This is a genomic window from Vibrio sp. (assembly GCF_038138445.1).
In the GTDB taxonomy this organism is placed as follows: Bacteria; Pseudomonadota; Gammaproteobacteria; order Enterobacterales; family Vibrionaceae; genus Vibrio.
Window position 1 is genome coordinate 1 of sequence record NZ_JAYQDQ010000056.1, and the last position, 19,000, is coordinate 19,000.

Consider the following 19,000-nt stretch of genomic DNA (forward strand, 5'->3'; position numbering starts at 1 on the left):
TGATGGGATCATTCAATTGATCTGCCGATTAATGTTTAACTGATCGGCATTAGGGTTATATCTCCCCCTTTTTAGAAACCAATACAGCACCTACTTTTGATTTATCCTTAGACCATTCAGAAACGTGTTTTGCGAGATTAATCATTCTGTCTCGCCATTTAGTTTTTGTGATCTTTTCTTCTTCGTAAAGTTCGTTGATTACATGTTCAATGTGATTGTGGAGGTGATCGTCGATTAGTTCAGGCCTACCAGTACTCTCAATTAACTTTTTCACTACTTCTAATGTAACGCGACCATCTAGGCCTTTTTTACTGGCTAACTCTAGAATATGGTATTCGTTATCTAATAGTTCGCTAAGGATTTTTACGTCCATGATTTGTTCTCCGTGCGTGTTTGGTTGCACATAAGATACATGGTTGTCATTCCCTTATTAAGCGTGTGGTTTAATGTTTGTGATCTATTTTAGCGTGGACTTTGTAAGAAAATAATACGCAATGTTCTGCCAAATAGGTTCTTTGTACATGATTTTCAGATCAAACGAGGCTGACCTTCGTGAAATAAAAATTTTTCGGTTACCTAAGTCTCCACCACCAACCTACAACAATTTGCTTCTTCTCGCTGTGACTCAAAGAGAGTGATGCGTAACACATTGATAAAAATTTGCTTTAAGTCAAAAAGTGACCGTTTAGATGAATATAAATTCGTTTCATATTTTGGTTTCAGAAATAAAAGGAGTTGACGATGGAAGAGCTTCATCGACGTATAGTACATGCCTTACACAAAGAAGATTGGCAGTTTGAGGGAGGGATTCGAGCTTCGTTACTCAAGAGTGCAAAAAGAATTAAGCCTGACGAATATGAAGTAGAGATGAAGGGTAGTTTGTTTTGCCCAATGTGTTTCACCAATCTTAACCGAGTTCCACATGATAGAGATCATACAACTTCTAATATGGAAGCTCATTTTAGACACTTACCTAAATACAAAGGTATTCCCTGTGCTTTACGTTCTGCTAGAGCAGAAGGCAAGAAATACAACAGTTCTGAATCGGTGAAGCAAGCTATTGATAATGAGGAGCTGGTTATAGTTAACGGGTTCATGAAAGACAAGCCAGAGCAACGCCCATCAGGAGAATCTAGACCATTCGATGAAGCTCAGGTTGAGGATCCTGAGGGACCAGAGGTAGACGTACCTTTAGGGGTACATGACGGAGAGTCGTTTAAAGTTCCTAGTAAAATTACTTCCTTAAGAGGAATATGTCGTAACTTTGACAAGAATTATTACCGCTACTATTTCTTGCCAGGTTATCAGCACGCAATTGCTCTTACATCGCTTATCCATGATGCTCGAATCGTAAAGGATGAAGACACAAAACCTAAGATCTATATAGTCAAACTGGAGAATTCTAGTCACTTGGGAAACCCTCCTGGTGATAACAACATTCGTATGACTTTCCTCGAGAAGTCACCAGAGGTTGAAGACTTTTGTATCAAAACTCCTCATTGGCTTCAACATGAGCATGTTATAGGAGATGATACTGAAGGGCGATATGCTTTGGTTTATGGAAAAGTTACAGAGAATGGTATTGGTTTATGTTTTGAAGATCTGGGGTGGGGTGAGCTTGCTCTTGTTCCTGAGAAATACAACTACCTGATAGAAGATGTATATGCTGCCGCTCACGCAGATGATTAGGAAAGCGTTGAGGCTAATAACTACTCTATAAGGACACCATGGCTATACCTAGTGAATACGTGGTTATTATAAGATTATGATTATTATAAACATATGATGTTTTAAAGATCAAAAACGGTGAAACCCCGATGTTGGTAGCATCGGGGTTTCGAATTTTAGAAGTCTCGGATGGTAAGGCCGATATTCTTTATGCAAAAGGCTGGATTTAATCCAACAAATTCCTTGGTAGGGAATTAGATACGGATGAAGTCCATGTGCTCAACTTTTGGCTTGAAAGCGTGACGTTGAACGTCTTGTGGCTTAACTTTCACTTCAGCGCCGTCAATCACAAGAACAACACCTTCGTAGAACTCAGGCTTATCCATTTGGTTAACGATGTCGTCGTGGTTAAGAACGATTGATACTGGCGCAGCTTCACCACCGTAAACGATAGCAGGGAATTGACCAGCGTGACGTAGGCGGCGGCTCGCACCTTTACCTAGTTCAGTACGTACTACTGCTTCAAATTTCATAGTATTTACTCTCAAATTTAAAAAATGAACTTCACACCCAGCAATGCGACCTTGCCGTGATGTGGTATATCGCTATAGAAGAAACGGATAGTAACTCTATAAGCGAGCGCGGATACTACCACTGTATTGGCTTTCAGGCAATAACAAACAGACTTAACTTGTGTAAGTTGACAGAGTCACCGTCTAAATTATATAGGTTGATTCTGAGTTATTTGACACTTGTCCCATTCGCCTTTTAGCTCTTTCTATAACATGTCACCGTATACAATGTTAAGTTGTAAGTTATTCTCAGGGCGGGGTGAAATTCCCCACCGGCGGTAAATTCAAAACAAGAAAAGCCCGCGAGCGCTCGAGTTTTCGAGGACAGCAGATCTGGTGAGACTCCAGAGCCGACGGTTAAAGTCCGGATGAGAGAGAATTGAAGCACGAAGCACATAGAGGACTTGCTGCTGTATTTTATACGGCACCTATAAGTGTGAGTGTTGTTTTATAACTCCCATTGCCCTGGTTCTGGTCTTAATAAGTTGGAGAAAACCATGAATCAGACATCTATCCTTGCCGATTTCGGTGAACCTATTACTCGCGTTGAGAAAGCGATTGCTGCTCTTCAAGAAGGGCGTGGTATTTTGCTTCTTGATGATGAGTCTCGTGAAAATGAGGGTGATTTAATATATTCAGCGCAGTATCTGACTGCTCAGCAGATGGCGTTAATGATACGAGAATGTAGCGGTATTGTTTGTTTATGCTTGACAGACTCTGATGCTAATAAGCTAGATTTACCGCCGATGGTAGAAAAAAATAGCAGTGTAAACCAAACGGCTTTTACTGTAAGTATTGAAGCGAAAGTTGGTGTGACCACTGGTGTTTCAGCCAAAGATCGAGTCACAACGGTAAAGACAGCGATAGCAGAAACCGCGACCCCAGATGACCTCGCTCGTCCGGGACATGTTTTCCCTTTGCGTGCTGGCAGTGGAGGTGTGTTTTCGAGGCGAGGGCATACAGAAGGCACAGTTGATCTAATGACATTGGCTGGCCTTCACCCTTCAGGCGTTCTGTGTGAGCTCAGCAATCCTGATGGTTCTATGGCGAAAACGCCTGAAGTTGTTTTTTTTGCCCAAAAACATAATATGCCAGTGTTGACTGTAGAAGATATTGCCTTGTATCGAACGCAATTAGAACGTCACTCAGCTTAAGGTTTACTTATTTTCGGTATTTGCTCAGGAGCCAAAAAGATAATATCTTCATGGCTCCTTGTTTGGGTTAGTTGCTTGGCTTATTTCTTTCAATAATGCTTATAGATACGGCAAGGAACAAAATATCTTTTACTAGGAAAAAGTTGGTGACTAATACACCATCCGAGACTTTCCAAGTATTAGGTGTTGTGAGCAAAAAGCTTAATGTTGTGATGAAGATAGCTGCCGCAGCGATACCAGAATAAAACGCAATTTTTGGCTTTTTAATGCCCACAATAAGCCCAATGGCGACAATAATTTCTGCCGCTCCTATGAGATTAGACACCGCTTGAACAGAAAAAAGGCCATAAAGCCAATTCATCGCGAAATGATTTTCGACTAAAGGTTGAATCAGCTTGGCTTCGGTCGGTGTAAATTTATAAACACCGATCCAAATCAGCACTAGTGCTACGCCAAAAACGCCGATAAGGTAACCAATATTGTCAGTCTTTGTATTGTTCTCTATAGCATGCATAAAATCTTTTTCCTCTTAAGTAGCATGAGAACAAAGACCTAAAGCTCAATGAAAAACTTTCATTAAAAATCCTAATCTATCAATAACAAATCTTTATCCTGGATTGCCTTAGGTATTATCGGGCTGGATGATAGAAATGTTGCTAGTTTGGGGCTTGGAGCAGTGCATTCCATGTTACTCTTACAAATTCATCGATATGTTTATCTGCGCCATTACCACTGATTTTATCTTCAAGAGGATGTTCGCCAACAATATCCGATACAAATATCCCAGGTATGATAGTGACAGAGCAGGGGCTATCATTTACTGCATTGAATATATGTGCCGTTTCTACATCGACCGTTGCTACTTTGTTCTCTTTTTGCTGTGCGAGCCAAGACTTTGTCTCAATGAGCGGTGAATCGACATTAGTATTAGAACAAGCAGTTGTATTGACGCGTGAAAATTCACTGGGTATCAGGACTTCGGTATTACTCACATTCACAGCATTACCTGCGTAAGATGAATGGTTTAGGTGGATATAATCACCTACCTGTGCATCGCCAGTAATTCGGCCACCCGCACCACACATCATGATTTTGTCAAAACCTGATTCGGCAAATGTCTTTACCGCGTCATAAGATAACTCGCCATTGGGCATTCTTAGCGCCACAATTGATACTGTCTTACCATTGTTCGTGATAGTTACTTCATCAAAAGTAAAAAGGGCCGATTTTGTGATTATATGGGTTGAGCTTTTTGTATCCTTCACCCTCATTTTCACCCGAAAGGCTAAAGACTTGGTTGGCGATCGATTCCATGACTTTCCAGCGAGCACCGATATAGAGAATTTTTTCGTCTGCTTGAATTTGAGCTAACTGAGACTTTAAACTTTTTATCGATGAAGCTTTTAGGGAGTCAATACTACCAATGGAGGTTAGCTTGGTTGCAACATCAATTCCCGAGAAGTGGAATTGAAGCACCTGATGTTCAAGGCGTGTATGAGAGCCTATTCCAGACACTACTATTTTGTTTTCATTTGTCTGGTGGTTGTTTAAAAGATAGAAGCGAGTTGAAGTGGGAGAAGACACCTTAAAGCATGTATCAAAACCTTGTCTTTTATAGTGGTTAGCTACGTCTTGATCGCTGGAGTTAAAAAGAAAAAACTCTGCACCATGTTTGCTGATAAGATCAACTAGCCCTGATGGAAGTCTATTGGCAAGGTAAGCATTGATATTGACAGTGTGCTCTGCATCCGTACTGGGTAGTTTTACAGGTTTACTGTGAAGTAAACTTGTGGCCTTCTCAGAGCCATTAAGGTTTTCTGCATGGGCAGGATGTATTTTTTGTAATCTTAATTGGTCGAGGCTGAATATCTTGCTTGTCCCAACTCGCTTTATATCATCTACAGAGAGGTATCTTGAAGGAAGGTCTGAGGAGGTAAGGGCTCGAACTATCTGAGATTTTTGAGCAGCTGCATAAGGGTTTTTATCTTCAAACCCGGCTCTAATGGCGTTCATTCGGTCTCCAACCTGACGGATCTCCATCATTAATAATGTTGGTAATTGACGTATATTCGATGGAAGGCTTGTATCATTGGATAACTGGCTTATGCGTTTTATATTTAAGGGCTGGTCGGATCTTGGTGCGTCTGGCTGCTCAAGTGGCGCAGAATTCAGAGCTATACTTGATAACTTCATTATAATTTTTCATTCTCTGGTAGGTGTAATGCTATCATCTAACATTATGACTTTATGAGATAAACTCCGTAGAATGAATGCTTCTTAATTCGTAATATCAATTTTTATCGCTTAGGGTGCTGTGAAGTTTTAAGAAGGGTGCATGGAGGCACAATGAATATTGGTATCTATATTTATGATCACGCAGAAGTATTGGATTTTTCTGGGCCATTTGAAGTGTTTAGTACAGCAAATCGCTTAGGAGCCATTGATATAAATACGTTTCTGATTTCTGAAAGCGACCATCCAGTCGTTGCTCGTGGTGGCTTTAAAGTGTTGGCAAACTATTCAACACAAAATCATCCGAAAATAGATTGGCTAGTTGTTGTTGGTGGTTTGCATCAAAAAGAAATGATCAAGGAGGATGTGATTGGCTGGCTAGCTCTGGTAGCCGATTCAGCGGAACTGGTTGCGTCTGTTTTTACAGGCGTTTTTCTTTTAGCAAAAGCAAGCTTACCAAAAGGATTAACACTTACAACTCACTGGGAAGATATTGAGGACTTACGCGTTCAATTTCCTGGTTTGAATGTTGTCGGAGATAAGCGTTGGGTAAGATCGGGAAAGTACATAACGTCAGGTGGAGTTTCTGCTGGTATTGATATGAGTTTACACTTAGTCGCTATGCAATATGGTTTATCGTTTGCCAAAAAAGTCGCTCGTCAAATGGAGTATAATTGGTCAAATACCAATAAAGTACAGCTGAAAAGTTAAAAAACCTTTATTTAGAAAGTCACGGAAGCCTCATCCTTTATTCAAAGTTTCACATTAGCAATCCTAGTTAATACACCATAAAATCTATTTCGAAGTTTTTGTATGAATTTTGTTCACGTTTGGGGGTTTTAAATACGAGATAATTAAACGAGTTCAACATAATTTAATTAGTGTATAGATTCTAATACTTATGTTTGTGGTGTTTATTTATACGAAATCACTCATTGGTCTGCAACACAGATAACAATTCACTAATGAAACTGTGAGACAGGACCACAAAGTTTTTGTTTTTCTTAGATTTTAAGATATCGTATAGCCTCATAATCTAATGCCTTTATTCAGTTTATGTCGATACTGATAATTAATGAAAACCTTATTTTAAATCTGCTGGCTGGCTCAGTAGAGGATATTACAACTGGTTATAAATCAATGCTGGGAGGTAATGAGGTTGCGATGCTCAAATACATGATTGAGCATCCAAGTGAGCCACTCGCCAAGTCCACCCTTCTTGAACAGGTATGGCATAAAAAAGGTGTCATTGTTGAAGAAAGTAGCCTTCTCCATTGTATCTCAAGTTGCCGTAAAGCTCTGCGTGACAAAGATGCGGAGATTATTAGTACTGTGCGTGGAGTGGGGTACCAATTTAATGGCGATATCAGGGATTTTGAGCCTGAGGTTATTGCTCCCGTAGTAAACCAACAGCCTAATGGTAATGGTACTGTAGATGATTCAAGTTGGTTAGTTTTAAATAAACAGCGCAGTGCTTACCTAGCGATGTTTGCATTAAGTGCATTTGCCAGTCATGGGATGGTCTCTTCTTGGGTTTCACCTTGGGTTGAAGCTGACTATACCGAAGCCTTTTATACAACATGCACTCTATCAACTGTATCTCCAATCGTTATTAATCAAGTGCGTGCATTTGAGACGGGCAACCAAGTTATTTTAATTAAGGAGGATGGAACGTCTATTAGCTATAGTCCCAAAGATGTGGAGGTGACATGTGAATAAGAAATTATGTATTGCTAGCATTATTTCGGGAATATTAGTGGGTGGTTTATCCTCCTATACAAGTTCACCGACTATGAATCGAAGCTACGAGAGTAAGACAGAGATCATTGTCCCAACCCAGCAAGGCAGTGAGCAGATAGGTCTACTAACCCAGCTCAACTTTAAGCGCTCTGGGCAGTACGAAATGTATTTTCTAACGGATGATCTTATAGGCTTTAATGTGTCTGGAAGATACGGCTTTAATTCTAATGGCTTATCTCTAATGCCCACCTCTGCTGACCGAGTTATACCTCATGGAAAGAAGCTTTCCATTATGGAAACTATGTTCAGTCAACACGGTATGCATTCTATGGAAGAGTTAAAGATAATTCGTCTTGATGATGATAACACCATATTGGTTGCGCCAAGATATTCATATTTATACTCGAGTGTTTATATATAACTCGCCCATGCTTTTTCTATAAAAATCAGTGATTTGATATTTTTTAATAATGCTTCATATTGAAACATCATCAAGCTGACAGTTCCCTAACTTTAGGGAAAAAAATCTTAGGTATAAAAAGTACTAACAGTTACTAACCTAAGAGAACTCATGCTAATCATTAACGGGGATTCGATTTTCGATCCTGAACATGGCTATATTCAAAACCTGAATAGTAACGTGCGTTACCCAATAGGAATTAATGAGATTGCGTTGCTTAACTTTATGGTTGAGCGTGCTGGTGAAACACTAACCAAAGATGAACTTATGTGCCAAGTCTGGCAAAGACGAGGTATTGTTGTAGAGATGAGTAGCTTGATGCACTGTATCTCGAGCTGCCGGCGGGCCTTTGAAGATCGTTCTGGAGAGGTGATTAAAACTGTACGTGGTGAAGGCTATAAGTTTGTAGGTACAGTGGAAAGTTACCAGCCAGGCTTTGAACCCACTGAAATCGAAGTACCTGATGAACTTATACAACTCAATGAAATTAACCATGCTCACAAACCTAATATACCAAAGCGGACATTATTGATGGCTGTAGGGTTATTTTTTTGCTCGACATTAACCAGTTACTTCATCGTAGAGAAGATGCGTTCACCTCTTTCTGATATATCGTTTGAACAAAAGCATTTTAGCGCATGTTGGTTTGCCCCAGGTACTAACGGTACCAAAGTTCGTTATCAAGACGTTAGCTTGTACGACTTTGGAGAGCTAACCTTGTTAGTTGATAAAAGCGGACGCTCTTTGAGTTTTCGACCAAAGAGTGGGGTATTGAGTTGTGAGTAAGTTAGCGGCCGTTTTCATCATTATTGCAGGGGCAATGTTAGGTGCGCTGATCGCTTATTTAAATCATAATGCTATCAATAGACATATGAGCAGTCACACTATTGCTTATGTTTCTTCGGTAGACCCAGATAACAATTTTGGTGTCACTTTACCTCTGCGAGTTGAGCTAATACTGAAAGAAGACAGCAGTTATGGTGTCTATGCTTTACTGCCAAAGAGCCAGGTGGGATATACCAGCTCGGGTTGGTATGAGCTCGATAGTGACGGAATATTTTTTGCCATGAGAAAACATAATCGTCTGGATATAGAGCCCAAAAGAAATGGTGTTATAGAGCAGCTTTTTGTCCGGCAAGGGGCCTTCGATGGACACATGAAGCTAGTAAAACTTGGTACACACAGTGCTGCACTGGTTGGGAGTAAAGTGGCTCTGCATATGAGCTATTGAGCTAACTTCATAGACAGAATGACCTTTAGCCCACCTAAAGCACTTCGACTGAGAGTTAACTTGCCTCGATAGCTGTGTGCCATTTCGCAAACAATATTGAGGCCTAAACCTGTCCCTGGCATGGTTTCATCTAAGCGAACACCACGCTTAGTGGCTGTGCCTAGCTTCTCTTCTGGGATGCCCATACCATCATCCTCTATCATAATGTCGATCGACTCAGGGCTGTCTTTATGTGATATAGAATGGACACGAATAATGCTATTAGACCATTTATATGCATTCTCAATAAGATTGCCCAACATCTCATCAAGGTCAGTCTGCTCAACAGAGACATTTATGTCGCTATCTAACTCATTGATGAGGCAAATATTGCGCTCTACGTAGACTTTATCAAATGCCATGGAAATGGCGTCAACTCGCTCTGATGGATTGGCACTTACAGACAAAATATTCTTTGCTCCAGCCATTCTTGCTCGGCCTAAATGGTAGTCAATTTGATTTTGGATTTGGTCTATTGGTGGGCGAAGTTGCTCCTGAGTAGCAGAATCCTTGGTGGATACTTCATTTTTTAACACAGAAAGTGGTGTTTTTAATGCATGCGAGAGATTGCCCGCGTGATGACGAGCTCGTTCAAGAAGCTCTTGATAATGAAAAACCAGTGCGTTTAGGTCCGAAACAACAGGTGCGACTTCTTTTGGATACTCTTGGTCTAACTGCGTTTTTTCCCCCCTACGTAATTGTGATAACTCTTTATGCATTTTATTTAACGGCCTCAAAGACCATTGCACCTGAATAGCGATTAAAGCCAAAATGCCGATATAGAGAAGTCCAAGAATGAACCACAATTGACTCATTAGTTTACGAACGGTATCCGCAATGGGCTGTTGGTCTGTGCCAATTGTGACTTCAATAGGACCAGAGTAATCCGGATAGTATAAGGTTGATTGAATATAGATAAGCTTTTCGTCGCGAGCTCCTAATAAATCGTGTTCATCTTTAGTCGTTAAGTTTTTGTCCCATAATGAACGTGAGCGAAGTAAGGCTTTGTCGGTTTTAGCTGACCAATAAAAACCGCTGTATGGGCGAGTAAATCTAGGATCAGAAAGAGGAGAAGTTAACTTGAGATTTCCTTTTTCATCGGCTTCAAGTAATGCAGCTATTTCATCCATATAAATAGCCAGTTGCTGTTTAGTATCTTCCTGCATATAAAGATAAACCTGAGAGGGCATCATGACACCCGCCGCAATTATCATCGCGGTCAACCAAACAACAGCCGCTAGAACTAATCGGCTTTTGAGGCTAAGTCGTTTGATGAGTCTTATCTTCCTAATTGGCATTGAGCTGATACCCTAAACCTCTGACGGTTTTGATAACTTTGGGTGAAATTTTTTTCCTGATACGGCCTATAAAAACTTCGATAGTGTTGGAGTCACGGTCGAAGTCCTGCTTGTAGATATGTTCGACCAGTTCTGTACGTGAGATAACTTTTTCAGGGTTGTGCATGAAATAGGCAACCACTTTGTACTCCAAAGCAGTAAGATCTATTGCTTGGCCTTGCCACATGACTTTAGAAGTTCGTGTATCTAGGCTTAGGCAACCCATTTGCATTATCGGTGATGCATTACCCGAAGCTCGGCGAAGCTGTGCACGCACACGAGCAATAAGCTCAACCATTTCAAAGGGCTTGGTTTGGTAGTCATCGGCACCAGAGTTAAGTCCTTCGACTCTTTGGGTAAGACCATCCCTTGCACTAAGGATAATAACAGGGGTGTTTATGTTTTCATCACGAATGCTTTTTAAAACAGTAAGACCATCTAATTTTGGTAAGCCAAGGTCGAGAACAATCGCATCCCATTCTTCCGATGTTGCGCGGTAAAGTGCGTCTATCCCATCTATTGAAAGCTCAGGAACCCAGCCGTTTTTTTCCAATGATTCGATTATTTGCTCACCCAGGCGAGGCTCGTCTTCCACTACAAGTATTTTCATTATGATCCCGTTTAGTTTTTTAGGGCCTGTTTGAAATTCCGACCTTCAATCAGAATCATTTCTAAAGTTTGAGCGTTGTATTCGACTTTGATGATGTTGTTATTGTAATTAAGCTTGAGTTCATAAACCCAAACATCGTCATCCTCTTCAAGTTCAACTTTGATGATACGGCCACGAAGATCTTTTTCGACCATAGTGTAAAGCTCTGAAAAGGGGCGAATATAGCCTTTATGTACGGCATCATAGACTTCGTCTTGGTCTTCTTCGAACTCGACTTCAGCTCCTGCATGATGAATATCTTGCACTAAGGCATGGCCGTCTTTATCCGATTCTGTTTTGGGGTAAGCCGAAGTACTTGCTATCACACAAAGGGCAGCAATAAGTGGCCCTACTAACTGCTTATTAAACATCATGTTATCTTGCTATAAAATTCTATGCTTGAGTATAACCAATCTTTTCTGAATACAAAGTGAATAATGGGCCATAAAACTACATCAAATTTTGTGGCGGAAAAATCATTTTAATTCGTCGTCAAATATCTTGTCGCGTATTTTCCAAAATCGCCCTGACTTTCTAGCAATGACAAACTGTGGTGGTCGAAAACGGTGCTGGTGGTTGACGATTTTACTCGGGGAGGATTCTTCAAAAGGTCGGTGTTTGTCAGCGAGGTGAGATTTGACAAAAAAGTTTTTAAAGTCCTGCTTTTGCTTTGGTGTGGATAATGACCAAAATTCATGGACTTGTGCTTGGTTATCACCAAAATAGGATACCTTTAGGCAGTTTTTACCTTTCTCGTTTTTATGCAGAGCTAAATCCATTGCCAAGCACTCAAATACAAGCGCATCTTTTAGTTTTAATGCCTCTTTAAGCTTTTTGTCAGGGTCGACTAATGTCGCGTCACATTGGTGACAAACCCTTGCTGATATATCATTGTCCGCGCCACATTCGTTGCAATATTTTGCTCTAAATCGGTAGTTACAATGTTCTCTTTCTTGAGTTGCTTTATCCTCGAAAAATCCTTGGCATTTTCGTCCATAGTGCTCGATTAGAAACCCATTACTGTCGAGCTTACCCCAAAAGTTATTGTTAAAGCCGCATGCGGGGCAGGGAATGGTGATAATTTCGCTATCAGGTGAAGGTTTAGCTTCGCCCACTTCTGGCTGATATAGGTCATAGCTATTGCCCGCATAGTCGAGCACTAAACACTCAGTTTTTCCTGAACTTAAGCGAAGACCACGACCAACAATTTGTTGATACAAGCTGATAGATTCTGTAGGGCGCAAAATAGCAATTAAATCGACATGTGGGGCATCAAACCCTGTGGTTAATACCGATACATTTACTAAAAATTTGATTTTTCGATTTTTGAAGCCATCGATGATAGAGTCGCGCTCTGATACTGAAGTATCCCCTATAACCAAAGCGGATTCATTAGATGGAAGTAATGATAAAACTTCTTGAGCATGGCGGACTGTAGAGGCAAAAACCATAGCACCTTGCCTATTATGTGCATGGTTAATGATTTGGTGAACGATTTGTGGTGTGGCTCGTTTTGCTTGGTCAATAACCATGTCCAACTCATGCTCTTTGTACCTACCAGTACTTGATGGCTTTAACTGCGAAAAATCATAGCTAAGTATGGGGGCATCCATCATGCGAGCTGGGGTCAAGAAATTCTGGTCAAGTAGGTAACGGATCGGTAGCTCAAAAATACAATCTCGAAAGAATCTCGGTTCTTTTGTACGGACTAGGCCGCGCGTATGGTACTGATAAATCCATCCCATCCCGAGACGGTAGGGAGTCGCGGTAAGACCAAGGACTTTAATGCCGGGGTTTAATTCGCGTAAATGATGAATGACCTTTTGATAGCTGGTGTTCTTGTCGTCTGCAACTCTGTGGCACTCGTCAATCACGAGAAGGGAAAACTGATTTTTGAAGTCATTTAGGTTTCGGACTACAGATTGAACTGAAGCAAACACAACTTGTTTATCGGTTTCTTTTCGGCCAAGACCAGCAGAATAAATGGCTCCTTCGAGTTGATAACCTTCGTACTTGGCATGATTTTGTTCAACCAGCTCTTTGACATGTGCCAAGACTAGTACTTTTCCTTTAGCCAATCTAGCCAGTTCAGCAATAACAAGGCTCTTACCTGCGCCAGTTGGCAGCACCAAGACTGCTGGACTTGAGTGTTTGCGAAAATAGTGGATGACGGCTTTCACTGAATCAGCTTGATAAGGTCTTAATGTGTACATAAATCGCGTGAAACTACTCAACTATTTGGGCTAGGCATTCTATAATACTTTACCCGATGTGGATGAGGTAATCATGCGTTTAGATAAATACTTATGTGATGCTTTGGGTGCAACACGTAAAGAAGCAACAAAAATAATCAAAAGTGGTGACGTTACTGTAAATGATGTCATGCAAAAAAGTGGCTCTGTCAAAGTAACGGACAACTGTGTAGTGGAGTGGCAGGGGAGAGAAATTCAAAAGCCAGGCCCTCGTTACATTATGTTGTTTAAACCTGATGGCTTTGTTTGTTCTCACGAAGATGGATTTAATCAGACAGCATTCATGTTGTTAGACGAGGTGAAGATGGAAGATCTTCACTTTGCTGGCCGTTTAGATGTGGATACGACAGGTTTAGTGCTTATCACAGATGATGGAAAATGGTCTCATCGTATTACCTCACCAAAGCATAAGTGTGAAAAGACCTACCGTGTTTGGCTTGCAGATCCTATTGGCTCTGATTATGTAGAGAAGTTTGCTCATGGAATCGAGTTACGCAACGAAAAAGCGCCAACTCTACCTGCCAAACTTGAGATCGTTGATCCTAAAGAAAATGAGCTCCTACTGACGATTACAGAAGGTAAGTATCATCAGGTCAAACGTATGTTTGCCGCGCTTGGCAATAAGGTGGAGCATCTGCATAGAGAACGCATCGGTCAGATAGAGTTAGACCAAAACTTAGAGCCCGGAGAATACCGCTTTCTTACCCAAGAAGAAATAGACTCAGTTTGGCACTAGTCAGTTAAATTGGAAATGGTTTAGTTCCAAATAGGAAGTAGTCTTTTACACTCTGTTAGCTCAATATAGTCTAGATAAATAATACACTTGTATTGATAGCTGCTTTCTATTTGTCTCTAGCCAAACGGCTAGCAGTCCCAAAATATTTATGGAGACTTATGTCTAATCACGCCCTCTCTTCACCATCTTCTCAAAAAGCTACTTATCTACTCTTTTTAGTATTAGGAGCCGTCGGCGCTTTAACGCCGCTGGCTATTGATATGTATTTGCCAGCAATGCCAAATCTTGCGCGTGATTTGGGTGTTGCAGAAGGTGCAGTGCAGATCACTTTGACAGTTTACACCGCTGGATTTGCCATAGGGCAGCTTATTCAAGGCCCATTAGCTGATAGCTATGGCCGTAGGCCCGTTCTCATAATAGGAATGGTATCGTTTGCGATTGCTTCGGTTATTAGTGCTCGAACAGAGGGGATTGATGCTCTGATATTGATACGAGGGATTCAGGGCTTTGCTGGTGCTGCCGCTGCGGTGATTATTCAGGCGATAGTGCGTGATATGTTTGATCGAGAGGACTTTTCTCGCGCCATGTCCTTTATTACCTTAGTGATTACCCTAGCGCCGTTAGTTGCGCCCATGTTAGGTGGGCACATTGCAATATGGTTTGGTTGGCGTGGCATCTTTTGGTGTTTAGCTGTGTTTTCTTTGATCGTTATAGCGCTTGTGCTGTGGAAAATTCCAGAAACCCTTACAGAGGAAAATAGGCAGCCTCTTCGTTTGGTATCAATATTGAAACATTATGCGGGCCTATGCCGTAACCCAGTTGTGGTTGGATTAATATTCTCAGGTGCTTTTTCTTTTGCTGGTATGTTCTCGTTTCTTACCGCAGGTTCTTTCGTTTACATCAATATATATCGCGTAGAGCCCAATGAGTTTGGTTATTTATTTGCTTTAAATATTGTTGCAATGATTATTATGACCATGATTAATGGTCGTTTTGTAAAGAAAGTCGGTTTGCATGCAATGCTAAAGTTGGCACTTTCGATCCAACTTTTTGCAGGAGTGGGTTTATTTGTTGGTTGGCTTCTTGACCTAGGCCTATGGGGCACTGTACCTTTCGTGGTCCTTTTTGTTGGAACAACAGCTACCATTGGAAGTAATACAATGGCTTTATTACTAAGTGGCTATCCGACAATGGCTGGCACCGTTTCATCACTGGCTGGTACACTTCGTTTTGGTACTGGGTCTGTAATGGGAGGCATTATTGCATTTATGCCTGATGGCGTTGTTTGGCCAATGATTAGTGTTATGACGGCGTGTTCGATATTGTCCACGACGTGTTACTGGATATTTGGAAGAAAGGCGTAATGTCTCTGTATACAACTGAAATTCAAAACTTAGTTAACTGCGCATTGCAGGAACTCGCGAGCGAACATAAAACAGGTAAAGTAGTGGATGCTCCTGTCTCTAATAATCACTATTTGGTGAGATGGGTAACGCGAGCGATAAAATCACAGCGTTTTCATCGCTGTGTTCAGGGAGATTTGACTCGATGGCAGAAAGAGGGGAGATCTAAAGGCAATAATGCGGCTCTAATGAATACGTTCCAACGTATTGCGAAATTTTATGTGGATTTTTTCCCAATCAACTCGACACATCGCCAGATAAAAGATCATGAAATTAACGAATTCTTGGACTCCATGGAGGAACAAGGATGGGAAGTATCAACCTCGGAGCCGCTTGTGAATTGTGGTAAGGTCCAAATCTTCACCGAAGGACCGAATTCTTTTGCGCTTTGTTCTAAACAGTGTGATGACTGTTTTGATGGGGAGGACTTAGTCAAGCCAATGAGTTGGTTTGTTCGCGGAAATCATGCCTTATTTATAGAAAAGGCAGCAAATGCTGGATTTATGCTGCACAAAATCACGGATTATAAGTCGAACGTCAAATATCATGGTGAGTACTTGGTTTACCCCGCGAACCAAGGAGAACAATTGGCTGAAATACCTATTGGGTATCCTCTCTAATCTCATACTAGTGAAGTGACTCTTTACAATACTTATCGGAAGTATATGAGCTTAGTTATGTTGCCTAAGCTGTCTGTTATGCAGCCATATTCCATGAGTTTTAGGATAGAGTCACGACATGAGATTATTAACCTTATTTGCATTGCTATGCCCAGTGTACCTATTGGCGAGTGATTTTAAGAGCATTTCCAGCTTCGGCGATAGCTTATCAGACTGCGGCAATAAATTTGCTGTTTCTCAAGAGTTCAGTATAGCGACAGAAGGTGCTCTTCTTGCTTCAACCTCTGACCCCAATTGGCAAGGCAGGGCGAGTAACGGTCGAGTATGGACAGAGTATCTGGCGCAAATGCTAAAGCTTCCACCCGTATCCCCGGCAAGGATGGAAATTAATACCGATATCCATGTAGAGAAACGAGATGAAAAAAGCTCATACTTTATTCATATGGAACCACAGATAGGGAATAACTGGTCGGTTGGAGGTGCGATGGCTTTATCGGGAAATTTCAATAACCTTAACAAAGATCAAGATGTGCTCTCGTTTAGTGGTGGGAAAGTACTTCCGAATTCAAGCTTGCAGATATCAAACCGTATTGCTGAAAAAGGTGTTTTTCAAAAGGGCACAATCGTTACTTATATGGCCGGGACGAATAACATGTGGTACAGCTTGTATGGTGAGTTAGGCCAAACCGGAGCAGACGCTGCATCTATGGTTTCAGTCGACATACGTAAACTCATCGACAATAAGGCGGAAACTATCATAGTTTCAAACATTCCAGATTTTTCTAAAGCGCCATGGTTAAAAGACAAAGCCAATGAAGCGAATAGCTTTATACGCAGTTTTAACCAGATACTTGAAAGCCAACTTAAAGATATAAAGCAAGCGAACCCAAGCGTAAACATTGTTTACGCAGACGCTTACACCTTTTATAAAAATATTAAAGAAACTGTTCTAGAAGCGGGGTTTTATGAGGATACAATGCTCAACATCAAGTTGACGAATGTGACAGAAGCATCGTTAGAAACCGAAACAGGAAAGGTCACTGGTAATCCGGAGCACTTTATGTACTGGGATGGGATTCATCCAACAACCAATATGCATAAACTTTATGCAAAATATGTTTCTGAAGTAATTAAAAAAAGCGTAAATTAGAACTTTAGGCTATTTTTCAACGCTTCTGGGCTTTATTTACAATAGCCCTAATCATGCCTTTAAATATAAATATATGTGCCGGCATCATGGCAAACCAATATAGTAGACCTCTAAGCCCTTGTGGGTGCCACCATGCAGTAACGGTTAGCTTACGCGTCTTACCTAAGTCTTTCAGTGAAAACTCCAAACGCCCCAGCCCAGGGGCTTTAAGACCAAATAATAGTGAAAGGAATTGTTGTTCCTCATAACGAATGACTTTCCATGAGTCGATATAATCCCCAACTTTAATTCCTGGGCCAGGGGGAGAGCGCCTTATAGGGCGGCCACCTCCGAATGGTAAGTCGAGCCATTCCCTGATTCGCCAAAGCACATTAGCATAAAAATAACCCTCTTCTCGGCTACCAAATTGTTGGATTGTTTGCCACAGAGCACTGACGCTGACTCGGGTTTGAATACTCGCACCTGTCTGTTTGGGGTAGTAGCCATAACCTGGTTGCCAGCGTCTAAAAGCTGCGGGGTCATATCCCCAGACTTCGCTTTCTACATAGTTACTTTCTGCTGAGATGGCTTGTTGGACCATTTCTTCATAACCAATTAAATTTTGAGGGTATCGTTTATGAATGGCTTGCCAATCTGCGATAAAGTCATACTTTAAACCTGAAAGTAGTGCCGCACCTATCGATTTAGGGACAGAGGTGACTATACCAAGCCAATATGAAGCAAATTTAGGTGTCAGTAGGTTAGTGGAAAAAATCCGAATAGGTTTACCAATTGTTTGGCTGATAATTAAAAATTGTTCTTTATAGGTAAGGGCATCAGGGCCACCGACCTCGAATAGACTATGTGTGGTCGGTGTTTCTTTCACCAGTTCGATTAAGTAATGATTCAAGTTTTCAAGCGCGATTGGGTTGGCTTTGGAATCAACCCATTTTGGAGTTATCAGCAAAGGCATGTTAAAAACGAAATCGCGCATAATTTCGAATGCAGCAGATCCGGGGCCAATAATGACACCAGCTCTAAGCTCAGTTACTGGACGGCCAGCTTGGCGTATGATATCACCTGTCATTAGCCGTGCTTTAAGATGTTCGGAATTGCCAGTTTGAGGTTGAAGGGCACTGAGATATATGACGTGTTGTACATCGCTATTTTTTAGTGCAGATTTAAAGTTAGTTGCTAGGGAAAGTTCATATTCGAGAAAGTCGTGGCCATGGGCCATTCCATGAACTAGAAAATAAATAATGTCGAATTTTGCAACCGTATTTAGTGTGGTTTGTTGATCGGCTAAGTCGAGATACATCAGGGTAAGGTTTTTGTGAGGTTGTACTCGCGCCCTAAGGTAATCAATTTGTCTCGCAGCTGCCGTGACGCGGTAACCTAAACCGCATAGCTTTGAGAGTAGTTGGGAGCCTAAGTATCCCGATGCGCCTAGCACTAATATTTTTTTCATCGTATTCCTTTTTTACATGAAAGCTTGGGCTTTCATCTTGGTGCTTTAATTAACATTTTCAGAAAGCTTTCTAGCTCTGAGAGTATTAACATCGGGTCTGTTTTTTTATTTTATGTTAATACGTTAGCTTATTTATGGATCGCGATGAAACGGTAGGCATAGTTGGAGTTTTATACTGCCGAAGGGATCACAGTCTTTGATAAAACCTAGAAGTGTTCCGAGAACTCATTGTTGAGCGAATGAAAATTAGAATATATCGTGTGAGCCAGTGTCCAAAATGCTTTCTCAAGCCAGTATTTTAGTGTAGATT

21 protein-coding genes and 1 riboswitch are annotated in these 19,000 nt (G+C 41.1%); of the genes, 11 read left to right on the forward strand and 10 right to left on the reverse strand.

Going from position 1 to position 19,000, the window contains the following annotated elements:
- Window positions 1-55: 55 nt before the first annotated feature.
- Window positions 56-373: a hypothetical protein gene (locus AAFM34_RS14135; protein WP_341663890.1), complete on the reverse strand. Its 318-nt coding sequence runs from the start codon at window positions 371-373 to the stop codon at window positions 56-58.
- 368 nt (window positions 374-741) lie between these two features.
- Here AAFM34_RS14135 and AAFM34_RS14140 point away from each other — a divergent pair, with 368 nt between their 5' ends.
- Complete coding sequence (locus tag AAFM34_RS14140) at window positions 742-1,689, forward strand: hypothetical protein (protein WP_341663892.1); 948 nt, start codon at window positions 742-744, stop codon at window positions 1,687-1,689.
- 233 nt (window positions 1,690-1,922) lie between these two features.
- Here AAFM34_RS14140 and rplY read toward each other — a convergent pair whose 3' ends face one another.
- Window positions 1,923-2,201: a 50S ribosomal protein L25 gene (gene rplY / locus AAFM34_RS14145; protein WP_114784692.1), complete on the reverse strand. Its 279-nt coding sequence runs from the start codon at window positions 2,199-2,201 to the stop codon at window positions 1,923-1,925.
- A 280-nt stretch (window positions 2,202-2,481) separates the two neighbouring features.
- Window positions 2,482-2,624, forward strand: a riboswitch (FMN riboswitch).
- A 113-nt stretch (window positions 2,625-2,737) separates the two neighbouring features.
- On the opposite strand from rplY, the gene ribB reads away from it, so the two are divergent.
- Window positions 2,738-3,394, forward strand: coding sequence for a 3,4-dihydroxy-2-butanone-4-phosphate synthase (ribB, locus tag AAFM34_RS14150; RefSeq protein WP_341663895.1), 657 nt, complete (start codon window positions 2,738-2,740; stop codon window positions 3,392-3,394).
- Window positions 3,395-3,461: 67 nt separating this feature from the next.
- On the opposite strand, the gene AAFM34_RS14155 is transcribed toward ribB, so the two are convergent.
- The 3 genes from AAFM34_RS14155 to AAFM34_RS14165 form a co-directional block, all read right to left on the reverse strand.
- Complete coding sequence (locus tag AAFM34_RS14155) at window positions 3,462-3,908, reverse strand: DUF417 family protein (protein ID WP_341663897.1); 447 nt, start codon at window positions 3,906-3,908, stop codon at window positions 3,462-3,464.
- Between the two features lie 142 nt (window positions 3,909-4,050).
- Window positions 4,051-4,548, reverse strand: coding sequence for a hypothetical protein (locus AAFM34_RS14160; protein ID WP_341663899.1), 498 nt, complete (start codon window positions 4,546-4,548; stop codon window positions 4,051-4,053).
- A 52-nt stretch (window positions 4,549-4,600) separates the two neighbouring features.
- Entirely contained in the window at window positions 4,601-5,587 is a 987-nt protein-coding gene (locus tag AAFM34_RS14165) for a hypothetical protein (protein WP_341663901.1), read from the reverse strand.
- Window positions 5,588-5,740: 153 nt separating this feature from the next.
- Here AAFM34_RS14165 and AAFM34_RS14170 point away from each other — a divergent pair, with 153 nt between their 5' ends.
- The 5 genes from AAFM34_RS14170 to AAFM34_RS14190 all read left to right on the forward strand — a co-directional run bounded on the left by AAFM34_RS14170 (window position 5,741) and on the right by AAFM34_RS14190 (window position 9,057).
- Window positions 5,741-6,337: a DJ-1/PfpI family protein gene (locus AAFM34_RS14170; RefSeq protein ID WP_341663903.1), complete on the forward strand. Its 597-nt coding sequence runs from the start codon at window positions 5,741-5,743 to the stop codon at window positions 6,335-6,337.
- 345 nt (window positions 6,338-6,682) lie between these two features.
- Complete coding sequence (locus AAFM34_RS14175; RefSeq protein WP_341663905.1) at window positions 6,683-7,345, forward strand: winged helix-turn-helix domain-containing protein; 663 nt, start codon at window positions 6,683-6,685, stop codon at window positions 7,343-7,345.
- Window positions 7,338-7,787 (forward strand): hypothetical protein, encoded by a 450-nt coding sequence (locus AAFM34_RS14180; RefSeq protein ID WP_341663907.1) that lies wholly within the window; start codon window positions 7,338-7,340, stop codon window positions 7,785-7,787. Before AAFM34_RS14175 ends, AAFM34_RS14180 begins: the two co-directional genes overlap by 8 nt.
- A gap of 150 nt (window positions 7,788-7,937) precedes the next feature.
- Complete coding sequence (locus tag AAFM34_RS14185; protein WP_341663909.1) at window positions 7,938-8,612, forward strand: winged helix-turn-helix domain-containing protein; 675 nt, start codon at window positions 7,938-7,940, stop codon at window positions 8,610-8,612.
- Window positions 8,605-9,057: a hypothetical protein gene (locus tag AAFM34_RS14190; RefSeq protein ID WP_341663911.1), complete on the forward strand. Its 453-nt coding sequence runs from the start codon at window positions 8,605-8,607 to the stop codon at window positions 9,055-9,057. Before AAFM34_RS14185 ends, AAFM34_RS14190 begins: the two co-directional genes overlap by 8 nt.
- On the opposite strand, the gene AAFM34_RS14195 is transcribed toward AAFM34_RS14190, so the two are convergent.
- The 4 genes from AAFM34_RS14195 to AAFM34_RS14210 all read right to left on the reverse strand — a co-directional run bounded on the left by AAFM34_RS14195 (window position 9,051) and on the right by AAFM34_RS14210 (window position 13,295).
- Window positions 9,051-10,394, reverse strand: coding sequence for an ATP-binding protein (locus AAFM34_RS14195; RefSeq protein WP_341663912.1), 1,344 nt, complete (start codon window positions 10,392-10,394; stop codon window positions 9,051-9,053). The genes AAFM34_RS14190 and AAFM34_RS14195 overlap by 7 nt on opposite strands.
- Complete coding sequence (locus AAFM34_RS14200) at window positions 10,384-11,043, reverse strand: response regulator transcription factor (RefSeq protein ID WP_341663914.1); 660 nt, start codon at window positions 11,041-11,043, stop codon at window positions 10,384-10,386. Before AAFM34_RS14200 ends, AAFM34_RS14195 begins: the two co-directional genes overlap by 11 nt.
- 11 nt (window positions 11,044-11,054) lie before the next feature.
- The gene (locus AAFM34_RS14205) at window positions 11,055-11,453 is read right to left on the reverse strand and encodes a PepSY domain-containing protein (RefSeq protein WP_341663941.1); all 399 of its coding nucleotides are present in this window, start codon (window positions 11,451-11,453) and stop codon (window positions 11,055-11,057) included.
- A 105-nt stretch (window positions 11,454-11,558) separates the two neighbouring features.
- Complete coding sequence (locus tag AAFM34_RS14210) at window positions 11,559-13,295, reverse strand: DEAD/DEAH box helicase (protein WP_341663917.1); 1,737 nt, start codon at window positions 13,293-13,295, stop codon at window positions 11,559-11,561.
- A 73-nt stretch (window positions 13,296-13,368) separates the two neighbouring features.
- On the opposite strand from AAFM34_RS14210, the gene rsuA reads away from it, so the two are divergent.
- The 4 genes from rsuA (at window position 13,369) to AAFM34_RS14230 (ending at window position 17,243) form a co-directional block, all read left to right on the forward strand.
- Window positions 13,369-14,070, forward strand: a complete 702-nt coding sequence (gene rsuA, locus AAFM34_RS14215; protein WP_341663919.1) for a 16S rRNA pseudouridine(516) synthase RsuA — start codon at window positions 13,369-13,371, stop codon at window positions 14,068-14,070.
- Window positions 14,071-14,228: 158 nt separating this feature from the next.
- The gene (locus AAFM34_RS14220; RefSeq protein ID WP_341663921.1) at window positions 14,229-15,434 is read left to right on the forward strand and encodes a Bcr/CflA family multidrug efflux MFS transporter; all 1,206 of its coding nucleotides are present in this window, start codon (window positions 14,229-14,231) and stop codon (window positions 15,432-15,434) included.
- Window positions 15,434-16,093 carry a DUF2913 family protein gene (locus tag AAFM34_RS14225; RefSeq protein ID WP_341663923.1) on the forward strand — a complete coding sequence of 220 codons (660 nt, stop codon included), beginning with the start codon at window positions 15,434-15,436 and terminating at the stop codon, window positions 16,091-16,093. Before AAFM34_RS14220 ends, AAFM34_RS14225 begins: the two co-directional genes overlap by 1 nt.
- A gap of 118 nt (window positions 16,094-16,211) precedes the next feature.
- Window positions 16,212-17,243: an SGNH/GDSL hydrolase family protein gene (locus AAFM34_RS14230; RefSeq protein ID WP_341663925.1), complete on the forward strand. Its 1,032-nt coding sequence runs from the start codon at window positions 16,212-16,214 to the stop codon at window positions 17,241-17,243.
- Window positions 17,244-17,259: 16 nt separating this feature from the next.
- Here the strand turns inward: AAFM34_RS14230 and AAFM34_RS14235 are convergent, their stop codons facing one another.
- The gene (locus AAFM34_RS14235; RefSeq protein WP_341663927.1) at window positions 17,260-18,690 is read right to left on the reverse strand and encodes a DUF2867 domain-containing protein; all 1,431 of its coding nucleotides are present in this window, start codon (window positions 18,688-18,690) and stop codon (window positions 17,260-17,262) included.
- Between the last annotated feature and the right edge of the window lie 310 nt (window positions 18,691-19,000).